Source organism: Pseudomonas sp. WS 5146 (genome assembly GCF_012985495.1).
GTDB classification, from domain to species: domain Bacteria; phylum Pseudomonadota; class Gammaproteobacteria; order Pseudomonadales; family Pseudomonadaceae; genus Aquipseudomonas; species Aquipseudomonas edaphica.
On record NZ_JAAQWL010000003.1, the window covers coordinates 541,844 to 554,985 of the forward strand.

Sequence of the window (13,142 nt, forward strand, 5' to 3'; positions counted from 1 at the left end):
GATCAGGGCGATCAGGGTTGTGTTTCAGATCAGGCCATGTAGGGCACGGCGATCAGCAGGATGGCGGTGCCGTGGGCGAGTGCGGCGGGCAGTACGCCGTAACGCATGCGCACCAGCGCACAGGCCAACCCTTCAAGCAGGGTGAACAGCAACACCGGCCAGCCCAGTTGGGTAACGCTTAAGGCCAGGAACCCATGGCAGGCTGCAAAGGCCACGCCGCTGATCAACGCAGCGCGCAATGGCGAAACCTGTTGCTCCAGGTAACCCTGCAAAAAGCCGCGGAACAGCACTTCCTCCAACGCATTGGCGCCATAGGCCAATACCACCATGCCCGGCAACCACACCCAGTAGCCGTGGAACTGGCTTGCATCAATGCCTTGGTAAACCCGCAGTGGCACGCCGATCAAACAGCCGACCACAACCCCCACCGCCATGCCAACCAACGGGTTGCCAATGGACCAACGCATCAACCGCCACAACTCGGGTGCCAGGCGTGAGAGCAGCATGATCAGCAGCACCGACAGCCCGCCGAGCGCCGCCAGTACGAAGGCATTGCCACTGAATGCGATCTGCACATCGCGACTCACCGCCCACATACCCAGCGGCGTCATCACATCGCGCATCAGCACAAACGCCGCCAGCAGAATCAGGATGCGCATCGCCACCTGCGCCCTCGGTGTCAACGCGAACCACGCACCAAACAGCAGCAGACCCGGCGCCAAGTGCACGGCGTAGTCGATCAGTACCTCAAGCCCTTGGGTAATCATCGGTCACTCAACCGTGTGCGACAGCAATCATGTCGATCTCGACCGCCGCCGACTTGGGCAACTGCATCACCCCCACCGACGTGCGCGTGTGCACACCGGCAGCGCCGAGGATTTCGTGGAACAGGTCCGACGCGGCGTTGGCCACTTCACTTTGCTGATCAAAGTCTTCTGCGCTGCGCACATACACGGTGATACGCACGAGGGTCTTGACCTGATCCAGCGAACCCAGCGCTTGCTTGAGCAACCCCAGGCAACGCAACGCGCTGATACTGGCGGCGATTTGCGCCTGGGCCAGGGTCAGGCTTTCACCGACCTTGCCCGGCAGCATGAGGGTGTCACCGACACGCGGAATCTGGCCGCTGATGTACAGTTGGTTGCCATCGCGCACCAACGGCGTGTAGTTGCCGCCGATTTTGAATTCCTCCAGCAGGTAGCCGATGCGTTCCTGGACAGCCTGGTATTTTTCGTCGCGTGTCATGGGCGTGCGTCCTCGTTGCGGCGTTGCCACTCATCCACCACATCGCCCAAGGTTTTGGGCATGTCGTTGCGAATCCAGGCCATGAACGGCCGGTCGAACTTGAACGTCGGGCCGCAGTGTTCGAGCATGAAACGGCGAACGTTCTGGGTATTTTTGTAGTGTGGGGTCACGGGAGTGGCGCGGGTGATGGCGTCGCTGTGCCAGTCAAAATCCATGTTGTCTCTCGGGCGGCTTGTTATTTGCGCAGTAGCATAGCGATCGGCTTGTTGGGCTGGAAGCGACAAGGTGTACCGCCCTCAGTTATTTATTGTGTTGGGACGTCGTACAAGAAGCTATGTGATTTACGACGCCATCTAGCTTAATCTTTTCGAGATATTTCAAAATTTCACTTTCCTTGCCCCCCGAAAATATTGCATGGTTGTACGACGACTTAAGTTGTCGTGTTCACCCCAACAACAATAAGGAAACACCCATGCCAAACGTCAAAGTGCTGATCGGTTTTCTGTGCCTGTTCACCGGCTACGTCGCAGCTGCGCCTGCCCCGGCCGAAAAGGATGTGGCTCAAGCGGTCGACCAACTGACCCAAGCCATGCTGCACCTGGACCTCAAGGCGCTGCACGCGCTGACGTCCGACAAGCTCACCTATGGCCACTCCAGCGGCAAGGTGCAGAACAAAGCGCAATTTATCGCTGACCTGGAAACCCACACCAGCGCGTTCAAAACCCTCGAAATGCAAAACCAGACCATCACCCTGGACGGCGACACCGCGCTGGTACGCAACCACTTTCACGCCCTGGCCGTGAACAGCGGCGTCGAAGTGCCGACCGATATCGACAACTTCCAGGTCTGGCAGAAGCAAAAAGGCAAATGGCTGCTGATCGGGCGTCAGGCTTACAAATACTGACGCCAAGCGGTGCGGCTCACCACCGCACCGCTTCCCGGACCTTCAGCAGCGCCTCACCCAGCGCGGCCATGCTCACCGAACCCAGCGCCAGGCGCAGCGCGTGCGGCACCGTGGCCGAGACCGCAAACGGCTCGGCGGTGGACACGGAAATCTGCTCGCGCTGCAAGGCCATGGACACCTGATCGGCCCGCGCCTCGTCCCCCAGCGGCAACCACAAAAAATACGAAGACGGATGGCTGATGTAAGGCACGCCTTTGAGCACCTGCGCAGCCAAGGCTTGGCGTGCACGTGCGTCCTGGCGCTTTTGTGCTTCGAGCTGCGCGACGGTGCCGTCCTCGATCCAGCCCACCGCAATCGCGCTCATCACACCGGGCACGTTCCAGGTGGTGGCCATGATCGTGCGCTCCAGTTTTTTCACCCACTCCAACGGCGCGGCGATAAACCCGACGCGCAAACCCGTGGCAACGCTTTTGGATAACCCGCCCACGTACACCGTGCACTCAGGCGCCAATGTGGCCAGCGGCGGTGGCGCGTCTTCGGCCAGAAACGCATAGGCCGCGTCCTCAATGAGCATCAGATGGTGCTCACGCGCGATGGCAATCAGTTGCACGCGTTGCGCAAGGCTCATCACCCACCCCAACGGGTTATGCAGGGTTGGAATGCTGTACACCGCACGCACCGGGCGCCTGCGGCACAGCGCGTGCAGGAACGCCAGATCCGGGCCGCTGGCGGTCACCGGAATGGCGACGATTTCCAGGTGCAGGGTTTCGGCCAACACCTTGAAGCCTGAATAGGTCAGCGCATCCACGGCAATTACATCCCCAGGCTTGAGCAACGCCATCATCGTCACCGCCAGGCCGTGCTGGGCGCCGCTGACCATCAGCACCTGCTCCGCCTCAACCGCCAGGCCTCGGCTCAATAGATGCCGTGCCACGGCAGCGCGCTCATGCAGACGACCGGCATGCGGCTGGTAACGCAACAGCGCTTCCAGGTCGCCCGACAGCGCCAATTGGCGCAGAGCGGTGCGCAGCAGGTCTGCCTGGCCGGGCAGCGAGGGGTAATTGAAATTCAGGTCGAGCATGCCGGTGGCCACATTCATCTGCCCACTGCCCTGCCCCGGCGGCAAGGCGATTTCCCGCACAAAGGTGCCGCGCCCGGTTTCGCCGCTGACCAGGCCCATGGCTTCAAGCTCGGTGTACACCCGGCTCGCGGTGACCAACGCCAGGCCATGTTCAGCCGCCAATTGCCGGTGCGTGGGCAGGCGTGTGCCGGGCGCCAGTGCGCCGCTGCGGATGTCTTGGGCAAAGGTGTCGACCAGCGACTTGTAGCGGGCGCGCGGCATAGGCGGTGTATCCATGACAATTTTTTGATTGTCTTAATCCTGGCCCCTAGGATGGTGTTTACGCAACCACCTAGTTCGAGCCCTCACCATGGAACGCACCGCAAGCCTCACTGCACCGGATACCAACGCCCAAGGCTGGATCAACGGCTTTATCGGCGTCGTCATCTTCAGCGGCTCCTTGCCAGCCACGCGCCTGGCGGTGATGGAGTTCAACCCGGTGTTTCTGACCATGATCCGCGCCGCCATTGCCGCCATGCTCGGCGTGCTGTTGTTGTGGTTGTTCAGGGAAAAACGCCCTGCACGCCACCAATGGGGGCCGCTGGTGATCGTCGCCCTGGGTGTGGTGATCGGTTTTCCACTGCTCACGGCACTGGCGCTGCAATACGTGACCTCGGCGCACTCCATCGTGTTCATTGGCCTGCTGCCGCTGGCCACTGCAGTGTTTGGTGTACTGCGTGGCGGCGAGCGCCCGCGCCCGGTGTTCTGGCTGTTTTCGATTCTCGGCAGCCTGCTGGTGATGGGCTACGCCGTTGCCCAAGGCTTGAGCGCCGCGCCGGCCGGTGACCTGCTGATGCTGTTGGCCGTATTGGTGTGCGGCCTGGGATACGCCGAAGGCGCCACGTTGTCGCGCAGCCTGGGCGGCTGGCAGGTGATCTGCTGGGCGCTGGTGGTGTCGTTGCCGGTGGTGGCGCCGTTGAGCGTGATGCTGGCGCCGGCAACCCTCACGGGCATCAGCCTGCCGGCGTGGCTGAGCCTGGGCTATGTGTCGCTGTTCAGCATGCTGATCGGCTTTGTGTTCTGGTATCGCGGCCTGGCCCAGGGGGGCATCGCTGCGGTCGGCCAGTTGCAGTTGCTGCAACCGTTTTTCGGCCTGGCGCTGGCGGCGAGCCTGCTGCATGAGCAGGTCAGCCTGGGCATGGTGCTGGTGACGGTTGCGGTGATCGGCTGTGTGGCCGGGGCCAAGAAGTTTGCCCGTTAGCGCTGCGGCGCAACCATCTTGAATTTGATGTTGATGTCATTGGACACCACGCTGTTGCCCGCCCATTCACCCTCACCAATCTTGAAGTCGCTGCGCTTGAGGATGAACGCCCCGTCAAACACGCCGATGCCGCTTTGCTCCTTGAGCTGCACCTCAATATCCACCGGCCGCGTGATGCCCCTGATCGTCAGGTTACCGGTGATCTTGTAGCGGTTATCGCCCAGCGCCGTGGCGCCATTGGACTCATACACGCCCACAGGATAGGTCGCGGTGTCGAACCACGCCGGTTGCTGCAATTGGGTATTGGCGTCCTGGCTGCCGGCGTCGATGCTGGCGAGCTGGATCTTGAGCAACGCATGCGCCGCCTCAGGCTTTTGCGTGTCGAAGGTCAGGGTGCCTTCAAAGTCACTGAAGGTGCCATACACGCGCTGCCCGAATTGCTGGAAGGTAAAACTGATCTGGCTGGCGGTGCGGTTGACGTCTTTGTATTCCACGGCCTGCGCGTTGCCGAGAAACACACCAAGGAGCACCGCCAGGCTTACAAACAGGGGCATTCGACACTTCATGCAACACTCCGCAAGACAAATGAACAGATGTGCTGAGCTAACACGCCATGCCATGGTTTTATTCCCTTTCGCAGCGTGCCCTGCTAAACAGAGTAGTCGCCAAAAGAAACAATAAGGACTTTGCATGCACACCCCTTCCCTGCAGGACATCACCGCGCCCGAAGGCATCTGCTACGGCTGCGGCGGCAGCAACCCCCATGGCCTGCACATCAAAAGCCGTTGGGATGCCGATGGTATCCATGTGATCGCAGAGCACCTGCCTGAAGCTCAATACAGCGGCTGGCCGGACCTGGTCTACGGCGGCCTGATCGCCATGCTGGTCGACTGCCACTCCAACTGGACGGCCATGGCCTACCACTACCGCAACGAGCAGCGCGAGCCCGGCAGCCTGCCGCGCATCGACTGCGTGACCGGTAACCTGGGAATCAAATTCATCAAGCCCACGCCCATGGGCGTGACACTGACCCTGCGCGCGCGGGTTGAAGGCCACGTGGGGCGTAAAAGCCGCGTGGTCTGCGAGGTGTACGCCGGTGACGTGCTCACCGCCCTCGGCGACTCGGTGTTCGTGCGCGTCGATACCCGGCAATTGTCGGATTCCGCCCATGGCCGCGAACGTTGATCCTGGTCTACAGTGATGACCACCGCTAATCGAGGACTGCTCCGATGACTCGTCTCACCGCGAAAGACTTCGCCCCCGAACTGCTGGAACTCTACGACGGCTACGCCCACGGCAAACTCAACCGCCGCGAATTTCTCGACCGCGCCGCGCTGTTCACCTTCGGCGGCCTCACCGCCTCGGCCCTGCTGGCAGCCCTGAGCCCCAACTACGCGCTGGCCGAACAAGTCAAATTCACTGACCCAGACGTCGTCGCCGACTACATCACCTACCCCTCGCCCAAAGGCAACGGCACCGTACGCGGCTACCTCGTTCGCCCGGCCAAGGCCAGCGACAAACTGCCCGCCGTGGTGGTGGTGCACGAAAACCGAGGCCTTAACCCCTACATCGAAGACGTCGCCCGGCGCCTGGCCAAAGCCGGCTTCATCGCCCTGGCACCCGACGGCCTCACCTCCGTGGGCGGCTACCCCGGCAACGATGAAAAAGGCGTGGAACTGCAACAAAAAGTCGACCCCACCAAACTCATGAACGACTTCTTCGCCGCCATCGAATGGCTGATGCACCACGACAGCAGCACCGGCAAAGTCGGGATCACCGGCTTCTGTTATGGCGGCGGCGTGACCAATGCGGCGGCGGTGGCTTATCCAGAACTCGGCGCAGCTGTGTCGTTCTACGGCAGGCAGCCGGATGCGAAGGACGTACCACGCATCAAGGCGCCGATCATGCTGCATTACGGCGAGCTGGACACGCGCATCAACGAGGGTTGGCCGGCGTATGAACAGGCGTTGAAGGCCGCAGGCACGACCTATGAGGCGTTTATTTATAAGGGCGCCAATCATGGCTTTCATAATGATTCGACGCCGAGATATGACGAGGCAGCGGCGAATCTGGCGTGGGAGCGCACGTTGGGCTGGTTCCGCAAATACCTGGTCTGAACACGTTCAGAACTGTGGCATCTAACTTCTTGTGGCGAGCGGGCTTGCCCCGCGTTGGGGCGCGAAGCGGCCCTGACACCTCACGACGCGATACATCTGGAAAACCGCGTTGACTCCCCTGGGGCTGCTGCGCAGCCCAACGCGGGGCAAGCCCGCTCGCCACAACACCCCGCCTCTCAGCTTTGATCGGTGTTGCCTGATCGACATGCAGTGTTAAAGGCCAGCAATCCATATCCCTTAACCTTGCAGGAAGCTTCCTAAGCAGCCCTTCGGCCTTGCGCCTGCGCATGCCACTGGCTAGCCTGTGCTCTGTCGCTGCCTATCAGCGAACAGGTGTGGAAACCTGAAACAAGTAGGCCCCTTATCAGGAGCTTATGCATGAGCAATACAACGCGCTTCACCCCCAGCCGCGAAATATTTGAACGCGCCCTGAGTCACTACCTGCAACCCACCTCACCGCAGCCCTTTACAGTGCATCACGACCTCAGCTTCGAAGACGCCCTCGCCCAACTCTGCGACCTGCTGCGCTGCGCAGCCGCCACCGCTGCCGACACCACCCAAGGCCTGACAGGCGATCAACGCCACATGGCCGGTGCCACCGAACACCTGATCGACATGGCCCAAACCCTGGCCGACCGTGCGCTGGAGTGCCTGGAACCCAAAACCTGCTGACACACCACAAACCAACTGTGGGAGCTGGCTTGCCTGCGAAGGCGGTGTGTCAGTGGCGAGTTAATTGGCTGACACACCGTTATCAAATAAAAAAGAATAGAAAAATAGGCGGCGCACCACGTTTAATGCTGAGCAATAGCCGAGTTTTATTAACGCCATAAACAGCCACACCGCTCATGCGCCGCTTCTAGTGCTCCAACGCATACCGCCGACAATGGTTGAGATACCCCTGCTCATGGCTGCCCACCAACTGCACCACGCTGGTCCATAACCACGACGGCGCATCCAGCTGTTTGGAGCGGTTTTCCTGCAACACCGCCATCCACTCCTTGCGCGTATCGCGGTCCATCTGGCGGGCATGGGCGATGCCGACCACGCGGGCCAGGTAACCGGCGGCGTGCATGGCGTCGATCTCGCTCAGCTCATCGAGTTCCAGTTTCATGTCTTGAGGCAGCAGTTCCCGGATGAAGAAACCGTGATCGAGAAAACGTGTGGCCAGCATGCGCTCGCCCAGGCCCGGTGACAGCTGGCGGGCGCCTTCCACCACACGCCGGCCATTGTCGCGTGGCATTTTCGCGCGTGCCGCCCGGGGCGCGGCGGCGCCGACGGCTTCCTTGATGTCGATCAGGCAATATTCCTGGTCGTCCTTGTCGCCCACGCCCAACAAGGCTGCATAACGCAGCAAGCCGAGGGAGCTGCAGCCTTTGACCCAATAGGCCGAATCAAGCAATTGGACCTTGGCGTCTTTGGGCCGGCCTTTGAGCGAGGTCACCAACTGGTGGATTTCATCCGAGGCGCAAACACTTTGCAGCGCGCTCTTTTCCGCCCGTGACAATGACCAGAAGTGCTTGCCCAACGGAATAGTAGGCCGGGCATTTTCAATGCGTTCACGCGCCAGGTTTTTCCAGGTGCGTTCCACCGCGCTGCGCATGCCAGCCTTGACTTGGGAAGGACGCGGCGGCGCTTCATCGGGCTTGTCTTTGAAGGCTTGTTCGTAGCCCACCATCATTTCTTCCAGCATGCGTGCGGTGGTCACGCCCGGCAGGTCCGAGCCGCGCGCGGCGGTGGCCAACGACAGCGCCAGGCGCACCAGGTCATGGGCCGGGTTGCCGATCACGGTTTGGTCGAGGTCGCGGATATGCATGTCGATACGGCCCTTGGTATCACCCGTGGGGCCGAGGTTGCCCGCGTGGCAATCGCCGCAGATCCAGATCGCCGGGCCATGGGGCAAGCGGCGGCCGGGCTGGCTGTGCAGCCACTCGTAAAACTGCACCGTGCTGCCGCGCACATAAGCATGGGCCGAGCGCGCCATCTTCAGGTTGCGCAGTTGGATGAGGTGGGGCATGCGGGCAGAGGGGCGCGGAATTTTCATGGAAGCACTCGGTACGGGGTACGGTAGAGGCTGGCCCGTCACAAATGTTTCATTTTGTTTCAAGAATAAAAACTTCAAGCCTGGGCGCTGTGCGCTTTCAACCAGCCTTTGAACGCGGCCATGGCCGAGGTTTCGGCCCGCGACTGCAAGCGCGTCAGCCAATAACTGCCGGTGCTGATGCCCACGCTGAACGGCTGGCGAATCAGATCACTCTCCAGTTGCCGTGAGAACATCATCGCCGGCGCCAAGGCCACGCCGATGCCCTGCTGCGCGGCCTCCATCATCGCCAGGGACGAGTCGAACACGATGCTGCGCGGCACCGGCGTGTCGGCCGGCAGCCCGGCGGCCTGGAACCACAGGTTCCATTCATCGGCGCGGTAAGAGCGCAATAAGGTGTGCTTGAGCACGTCGTCCGGCGTGTGCAATTGCTCGGCAATCTGCGGCACGCACAGCACGGTCAACGGCGCTTCAAGCAACTGGCAGGCGTCGGTGCCATGCCAGGCGCCAGCGCCGAAGCGGATCGCGTAGTCGAGGCCCTCGGCGGCGACGTCAACACGGTTGTTGTGGGTCGACAGGCGCAGGTCGATAAACGGGTAGCGGCTTTGAAAGTCCGGCAAGCGCGGCAGCAACCAGCCGACGGCGAAGGTGCCCACCGCCCCGACTGTGAGCACTTCACGGTAATGGCCACCTTCGAACTGGCCTAAGGTAAGGGCAATCCGGTCGAAAGAGTCGCGCACGACCGGCAGCAGTGTTTCGCCTTCGCGGGTCAGCATCAGGCCGCGTGGCAGGCGCTTGAACAAGGTGACGTTCAACTGCGCCTCCAGGCTTTTGACCTGATGACTGACTGCCGCCTGGGTCACGCACAGCTCGATGGCCGCTCGGGTGAAGCTCAAATGCCGGGCGGAAGCTTCGAATGCGCGCAACGCATTGAGCGGTAAATGGGAGCGCAGCATGCATGACCCTAAATTAACTAATGGCTGATGCGAGATATCATCGTTTGCCCGCCGAACAAAATCCACCTAGATTTGCCCCGCCTGCGCAGGCCTTGATCGTCAGCACATCTTTTACATGGAAGCGAACCCGCATGAATCACACCTTACAAAAAATTCTGTTCAGCGCCCTGTTAATAGGCTCCGGTAGCTGCATGGCCGCCACCGACCTGCGCACGGTAGTCGATGCCAGCGTGGAGCCGCTGATGCAGCAACAAGGGATTCCCGGCCTGTCGGTCGCGGTGGTTAACCAAGGCAAGGTTCAATACTTTAACTACGGTGTTGCATCAAGGGAAACCAAACAGGCCGTCAACCAAGACACCCTGTTTGAAATCGGATCGATCAGCAAAACCTTTACCGCCACCCTCGGCGGCTACGCCCAGGCCACCGGTAAGCTCGAGCTCTCGGATACCGCCAGCCAGCACCTGCCAGCCCTGGCCGCTGGCGTATTCGATCACATCAGCCTGCTGCAACTGGCGACCTACACACCGGGTGGCCTGCCGTTGCAGTTTCCCGACGCGGCCGACAACGCCGGTGCCATGCTCGGTTATTTCCAGCACTGGAAACCCGCGTATGCGCCGGGCGAACAGCGTTTGTATTCCAACCCCAGCATCGGCTTGTTCGGCTACCTCGCGGCGCAAAGCCTGGGGCAGCCGTTTAACGTTGCCATGGAGAAAACCTTGCTGCCCAAGCTGGGCCTGACCAACACCCACGTCAGCGTGCCGGCGAGCAAAACCGCTCAATATGCGCAAGGCTATGACAAAAATCTGAAACCCATTCGCGTCAGCCCCGGCGCCCTGGACAGCGAAGCCTACGGTATCAAGACCAGCACCCAGGACCTCGCCCGCTATGTGATCGCCAACCTGCGCCCCGAGACCCTGGAAAAACCGCTGCAACAAGCGATCGCCACCACTCACGCGGGTTACTACACCGTCAATGGCATGACCCAGGGCCTGGGCTGGGAACGCTACCCCTACCCGATCAAGCTGCAGGCCTTGCTGGAGGGCAACTCGACCGAAATGGCTATGCAGCCGCACAAGGTCAATTGGCTGACGCCGGCGCAGGCACAACCGGCCAACGTGCTGTACAACAAAACCGGCTCCACCGGCGGTTTTGGCGCGTATGTGGCTTACGTACCGAGCAAGGACATGGGTGTGGTGATTCTGGCTAACCGCAATTACCCGAATGCCGAGCGGGTTAAATTGGCTTATGCGATCTTGAATGCGATGGACAACTAAGGCCTGACAAGAATCAAAGGTGGGAGCTGGCTTGCCTGCGATGGCGGTATACCAGCCACTGGATAGGCTGACTGAACCACCGCTATCGCAGCATGGGTTTCTACGCAACTGCCGGCTAAAACAAAGTCTGCGGTACGCCGCTTGTTGTGGCGAGCAGGCTTGCCACAGGGGAACGGGGTGCCTTCGAACGTATGGCGATCGCAGGCAAGCCAGCTCCCACATTTTCAGACCGTGTTACATGCCCAGCCAGTGCGGCAGCGCCAGCGAGATAAACGGCAAGTACGTGACCATGATCAAAAACACCAGCAGGATCATCAGCCACGGTAACGCTGCGCGAATCGTCTGCCCGAGGGTCAACCCGGTCACCGCCGAGGTCACAAACAGGTTCAACCCTACCGGTGGGTGTACCAGGCCGATTTCCATGTTGACCACCATCACAATCCCCAGGTGAATCGGGTCAATCCCCAGCTTCATGGCAATCGGGAAGAAGATCGGCGCCAGGATCAGCACAATCGCGGAAGGCTCCATAAAGCTGCCGGCCACCAGCAACACCACGTTGACCATGATCAAAAAGCCAATCGGCGTGAGGCCTTCGGAGATCACCCAGGCGGTGATTTCCTGCGGGATCTGTTCGGTGGTCAGTACATGGGCAAAGAGCATGGCGTTGGCGATGATAAACATCAGCATGATCGCCAGGCGCCCGGATTCCAGCAGCACCTTGGGGCAATCGCGCAGCTTCATGTCCTTGTACACAAACAGCGCGACAAACGCCGAATACACCGCCGCCACGGCCGCCGCTTCCGTCGGCGTGAACATGCCGCTGTAGATGCCGCCGAGGATGATCACCAGCAACAGCAAGCCCCAGAACGCGCGACGTGCGCAGGTCAGCCACTCGCGGAAGGTCGCACGGGGCTGCGCCGGCAGCTTCTTGATGCGCGCGACGATGTAGATCGCGACCATCAGCATCAGGCCCAGCAGCAATCCTGGAATCACACCGGCCATGAACAGCTTGCCCACCGAGGTTTCGGTGGCTGCCGAGTACACCACCATCACAATCGACGGCGGGATCAGGATGCCCAGGGTGCCGGCGTTGCAGATGATCCCGGCGCCGAACTCCTTCGGGTAACCCGAGCGCACCATCCCCGCCACGGCAATCGAGCCCACTGCCGCCACCGTCGCCGGCGATGACCCGGACAGCGCCGCAAACAGCATGCACGCCAGCACCGCCGCAATCGCCAGGCCGCCTCGGATATGCCCGACACAGGCGTTGGCGAAGTCGATCAGCCGTTGCGCCACACCGCCAGTGGTCATGAACGCACCGGACAGCAGGAAGAATGGAATCGCCAGGAAGGTGTAGGCGTCGGAGGTTTCAAACAGCTTGATGGCCAGCGAACTCACCGAGTCCTGGCTGAACATCAGGATCGACACCGCGCCGGACAGCCCCAGGGAAATCGCGATCGGCACCCCGAGGAACATGAAGACGAATAGCAGCAAAAACAGACAGAGCACGGCCATCAGTGACGCTCCTCATGGCTGCCAGCCAGCTTACTGGCCTCCCCGGCCTCGTCGGCCAGCCCCAACCCGACCTGACGGTGGGTAAAGATGCGGTAGAAAATTTCCAGGTAGCGGATAAACACCAGGGCAAAACCGATGGGCACGATGATCACGATATCGCCCACGTCCACGCCGTATTGGTCGAGGTCTTCGGCGCCGATCTGCGCGGTCATCACCGCACTCACCCACTTGTAGCTGGCGACCATGAACAGCCCGGCATAGGCCAGGCAACACAGGCACGCGAGCATGCCGAGCAGGCGTTGCACCGGGCGTTTGGTCAGCTTGACCAGCGCATCTACGCCAAGGTGGCCGGCGGTGCGCACGCCGTAGGAGATGCCGAAAAAAATCAGCCAGCCGAACATGGCCTTGGTCAGCGCCACGCTCCAGGTCATGTCCTGGGCCCAGGTCATGGTGTGGTCGCCCAGGGCACCGAAAAAGCTGCTGCTCCATGTCCACTTGTCAGACAGAGCAAAAAACAGGGTGTAGATGTTGTTGAGCATGACGTAGACGAATGTCACCAGGGTCATGGCGGCCAGCAGGAAGGCGATAAACCCTTCCTCCAGGTGCTCCCAGACGCGCCTTAGCGTTTGCATGGCAAAACCTCGCGAAGCGGGAATGATGTCGGGGTGGAAAGCGGAACAAACTGTGGAAGCGGACCTCTGTGGGAGCCGGGCTTGCCCGCGATGGGATCAACTCGGCGCTACAGATACACCGAGTTGCCTGCATCGCA

The 13,142-nt window shown here is 61.0% G+C and carries 15 protein-coding genes; 6 read left to right on the forward strand and 9 right to left on the reverse strand.

Features of this window, described 5'->3' with window-relative positions; all coding sequences use genetic code 11:
- Positions 1–29: 29 nt before the first annotated feature.
- The 3 genes from HBO41_RS11335 to HBO41_RS11345 are packed head-to-tail and all read right to left on the reverse strand — an operon-like array spanning position 30 to position 1,460.
- Positions 30–767, reverse strand: coding sequence for a CPBP family intramembrane glutamic endopeptidase (locus HBO41_RS11335; RefSeq protein WP_099549634.1), 738 nt, complete (start codon positions 765–767; stop codon positions 30–32).
- A 7-nt stretch (positions 768–774) separates the two neighbouring features.
- Positions 775–1,245, reverse strand: a complete 471-nt coding sequence (locus HBO41_RS11340; protein WP_169986268.1) for a RidA family protein — start codon at positions 1,243–1,245, stop codon at positions 775–777.
- Positions 1,242–1,460 (reverse strand): DUF6434 domain-containing protein, encoded by a 219-nt coding sequence (locus HBO41_RS11345; protein ID WP_017138970.1) that lies wholly within the window; start codon positions 1,458–1,460, stop codon positions 1,242–1,244. The genes HBO41_RS11340 and HBO41_RS11345 overlap by 4 nt, the downstream gene beginning before the upstream one ends.
- A 257-nt stretch (positions 1,461–1,717) precedes the next feature.
- Between HBO41_RS11345 and HBO41_RS11350 the strand changes: the two genes are divergently transcribed.
- Positions 1,718–2,149: a nuclear transport factor 2 family protein gene (locus HBO41_RS11350; protein ID WP_017138971.1), complete on the forward strand. Its 432-nt coding sequence runs from the start codon at positions 1,718–1,720 to the stop codon at positions 2,147–2,149.
- Positions 2,150–2,165: 16 nt separating this feature from the next.
- On the opposite strand, the gene HBO41_RS11355 is transcribed toward HBO41_RS11350, so the two are convergent.
- Positions 2,166–3,491 (reverse strand): PLP-dependent aminotransferase family protein, encoded by a 1,326-nt coding sequence (locus HBO41_RS11355; protein ID WP_169986270.1) that lies wholly within the window; start codon positions 3,489–3,491, stop codon positions 2,166–2,168.
- Positions 3,492–3,579: 88 nt separating this feature from the next.
- Between HBO41_RS11355 and HBO41_RS11360 the strand changes: the two genes are divergently transcribed.
- Positions 3,580–4,470 carry a DMT family transporter gene (locus HBO41_RS11360; RefSeq protein ID WP_169986272.1) on the forward strand — a complete coding sequence of 297 codons (891 nt, stop codon included), beginning with the start codon at positions 3,580–3,582 and terminating at the stop codon, positions 4,468–4,470.
- Here HBO41_RS11360 and HBO41_RS11365 read toward each other — a convergent pair.
- Positions 4,467–5,024 (reverse strand): YceI family protein, encoded by a 558-nt coding sequence (locus tag HBO41_RS11365; RefSeq protein ID WP_395599751.1) that lies wholly within the window; start codon positions 5,022–5,024, stop codon positions 4,467–4,469. The genes HBO41_RS11360 and HBO41_RS11365 overlap by 4 nt on opposite strands.
- A gap of 136 nt (positions 5,025–5,160) precedes the next feature.
- Here HBO41_RS11365 and HBO41_RS11370 point away from each other — a divergent pair, with 136 nt between their 5' ends.
- From HBO41_RS11370 to HBO41_RS11380, 3 genes are all read left to right on the forward strand, one after another.
- Positions 5,161–5,655 (forward strand): PaaI family thioesterase, encoded by a 495-nt coding sequence (locus tag HBO41_RS11370; protein ID WP_169986274.1) that lies wholly within the window; start codon positions 5,161–5,163, stop codon positions 5,653–5,655.
- A gap of 44 nt (positions 5,656–5,699) precedes the next feature.
- Positions 5,700–6,587: a YghX family hydrolase gene (gene yghX / locus HBO41_RS11375; protein ID WP_169986276.1), complete on the forward strand. Its 888-nt coding sequence runs from the start codon at positions 5,700–5,702 to the stop codon at positions 6,585–6,587.
- 378 nt (positions 6,588–6,965) lie between these two features.
- Complete coding sequence (locus HBO41_RS11380) at positions 6,966–7,259, forward strand: DUF6124 family protein (protein WP_169986278.1); 294 nt, start codon at positions 6,966–6,968, stop codon at positions 7,257–7,259.
- Between the two features lie 187 nt (positions 7,260–7,446).
- On the opposite strand, the gene HBO41_RS11385 is transcribed toward HBO41_RS11380, so the two are convergent.
- A complete protein-coding gene (locus tag HBO41_RS11385) occupies positions 7,447–8,631 on the reverse strand; it encodes a DUF2252 domain-containing protein (RefSeq protein ID WP_026013734.1) in 1,185 nt (394 codons plus the stop codon).
- A gap of 74 nt (positions 8,632–8,705) precedes the next feature.
- Positions 8,706–9,584 (reverse strand): LysR family transcriptional regulator, encoded by an 879-nt coding sequence (locus HBO41_RS11390; RefSeq protein ID WP_169986280.1) that lies wholly within the window; start codon positions 9,582–9,584, stop codon positions 8,706–8,708.
- A 131-nt stretch (positions 9,585–9,715) separates the two neighbouring features.
- On the opposite strand from HBO41_RS11390, the gene ampC reads away from it, so the two are divergent.
- Positions 9,716–10,858: a class C beta-lactamase gene (gene ampC / locus HBO41_RS11395; RefSeq protein WP_169986282.1), complete on the forward strand. Its 1,143-nt coding sequence runs from the start codon at positions 9,716–9,718 to the stop codon at positions 10,856–10,858.
- Positions 10,859–11,092: 234 nt separating this feature from the next.
- Here the strand turns inward: ampC and dctM are convergent, their stop codons facing one another.
- Together dctM and HBO41_RS11405 are read right to left on the reverse strand one after the other, a co-directional pair.
- Positions 11,093–12,373 (reverse strand): C4-dicarboxylate TRAP transporter large permease protein DctM, encoded by a 1,281-nt coding sequence (gene dctM, locus HBO41_RS11400; RefSeq protein ID WP_017137472.1) that lies wholly within the window; start codon positions 12,371–12,373, stop codon positions 11,093–11,095.
- The gene (locus HBO41_RS11405) at positions 12,373–13,005 is read right to left on the reverse strand and encodes a TRAP transporter small permease (protein ID WP_169986284.1); all 633 of its coding nucleotides are present in this window, start codon (positions 13,003–13,005) and stop codon (positions 12,373–12,375) included. Before HBO41_RS11405 ends, dctM begins: the two co-directional genes overlap by 1 nt.
- Positions 13,006–13,142: the final 137 nt, after the last annotated feature.

What these genes read in the sequence shown, in the direction of transcription:
- HBO41_RS11345 (WP_017138970.1), bottom strand. Translation starts at nt 1,460, where the DNA reads ATGGATTTTGACTGGCACAGCGACGCCATCACCCGCGCCACTCCCGTG.
- dctM (WP_017137472.1), bottom strand. Translation starts at nt 12,373, where the DNA reads ATGGCCGTGCTCTGTCTGTTTTTGCTGCTATTCGTCTTCATGTTCCTC.
- HBO41_RS11340 (WP_169986268.1), bottom strand. Translation starts at nt 1,245, where the DNA reads ATGACACGCGACGAAAAATACCAGGCTGTCCAGGAACGCATCGGCTAC.
- HBO41_RS11380 (WP_169986278.1), top strand. Translation starts at nt 6,966, where the DNA reads ATGAGCAATACAACGCGCTTCACCCCCAGCCGCGAAATATTTGAACGC.
- HBO41_RS11390 (WP_169986280.1), bottom strand. Translation starts at nt 9,584, where the DNA reads ATGCTGCGCTCCCATTTACCGCTCAATGCGTTGCGCGCATTCGAAGCT.
- ampC (WP_169986282.1), top strand. Translation starts at nt 9,716, where the DNA reads ATGAATCACACCTTACAAAAAATTCTGTTCAGCGCCCTGTTAATAGGC.
- HBO41_RS11355 (WP_169986270.1), bottom strand. Translation starts at nt 3,491, where the DNA reads ATGCCGCGCGCCCGCTACAAGTCGCTGGTCGACACCTTTGCCCAAGAC.
- HBO41_RS11370 (WP_169986274.1), top strand. Translation starts at nt 5,161, where the DNA reads ATGCACACCCCTTCCCTGCAGGACATCACCGCGCCCGAAGGCATCTGC.
- HBO41_RS11405 (WP_169986284.1), bottom strand. Translation starts at nt 13,005, where the DNA reads ATGCAAACGCTAAGGCGCGTCTGGGAGCACCTGGAGGAAGGGTTTATC.
- HBO41_RS11335 (WP_099549634.1), bottom strand. Translation starts at nt 767, where the DNA reads ATGATTACCCAAGGGCTTGAGGTACTGATCGACTACGCCGTGCACTTG.
- HBO41_RS11360 (WP_169986272.1), top strand. Translation starts at nt 3,580, where the DNA reads ATGGAACGCACCGCAAGCCTCACTGCACCGGATACCAACGCCCAAGGC.
- yghX (WP_169986276.1), top strand. Translation starts at nt 5,700, where the DNA reads ATGACTCGTCTCACCGCGAAAGACTTCGCCCCCGAACTGCTGGAACTC.
- HBO41_RS11385 (WP_026013734.1), bottom strand. Translation starts at nt 8,631, where the DNA reads ATGAAAATTCCGCGCCCCTCTGCCCGCATGCCCCACCTCATCCAACTG.
- HBO41_RS11350 (WP_017138971.1), top strand. Translation starts at nt 1,718, where the DNA reads ATGCCAAACGTCAAAGTGCTGATCGGTTTTCTGTGCCTGTTCACCGGC.
- HBO41_RS11365 (WP_395599751.1), bottom strand. Translation starts at nt 5,024, where the DNA reads ATGCCCCTGTTTGTAAGCCTGGCGGTGCTCCTTGGTGTGTTTCTCGGC.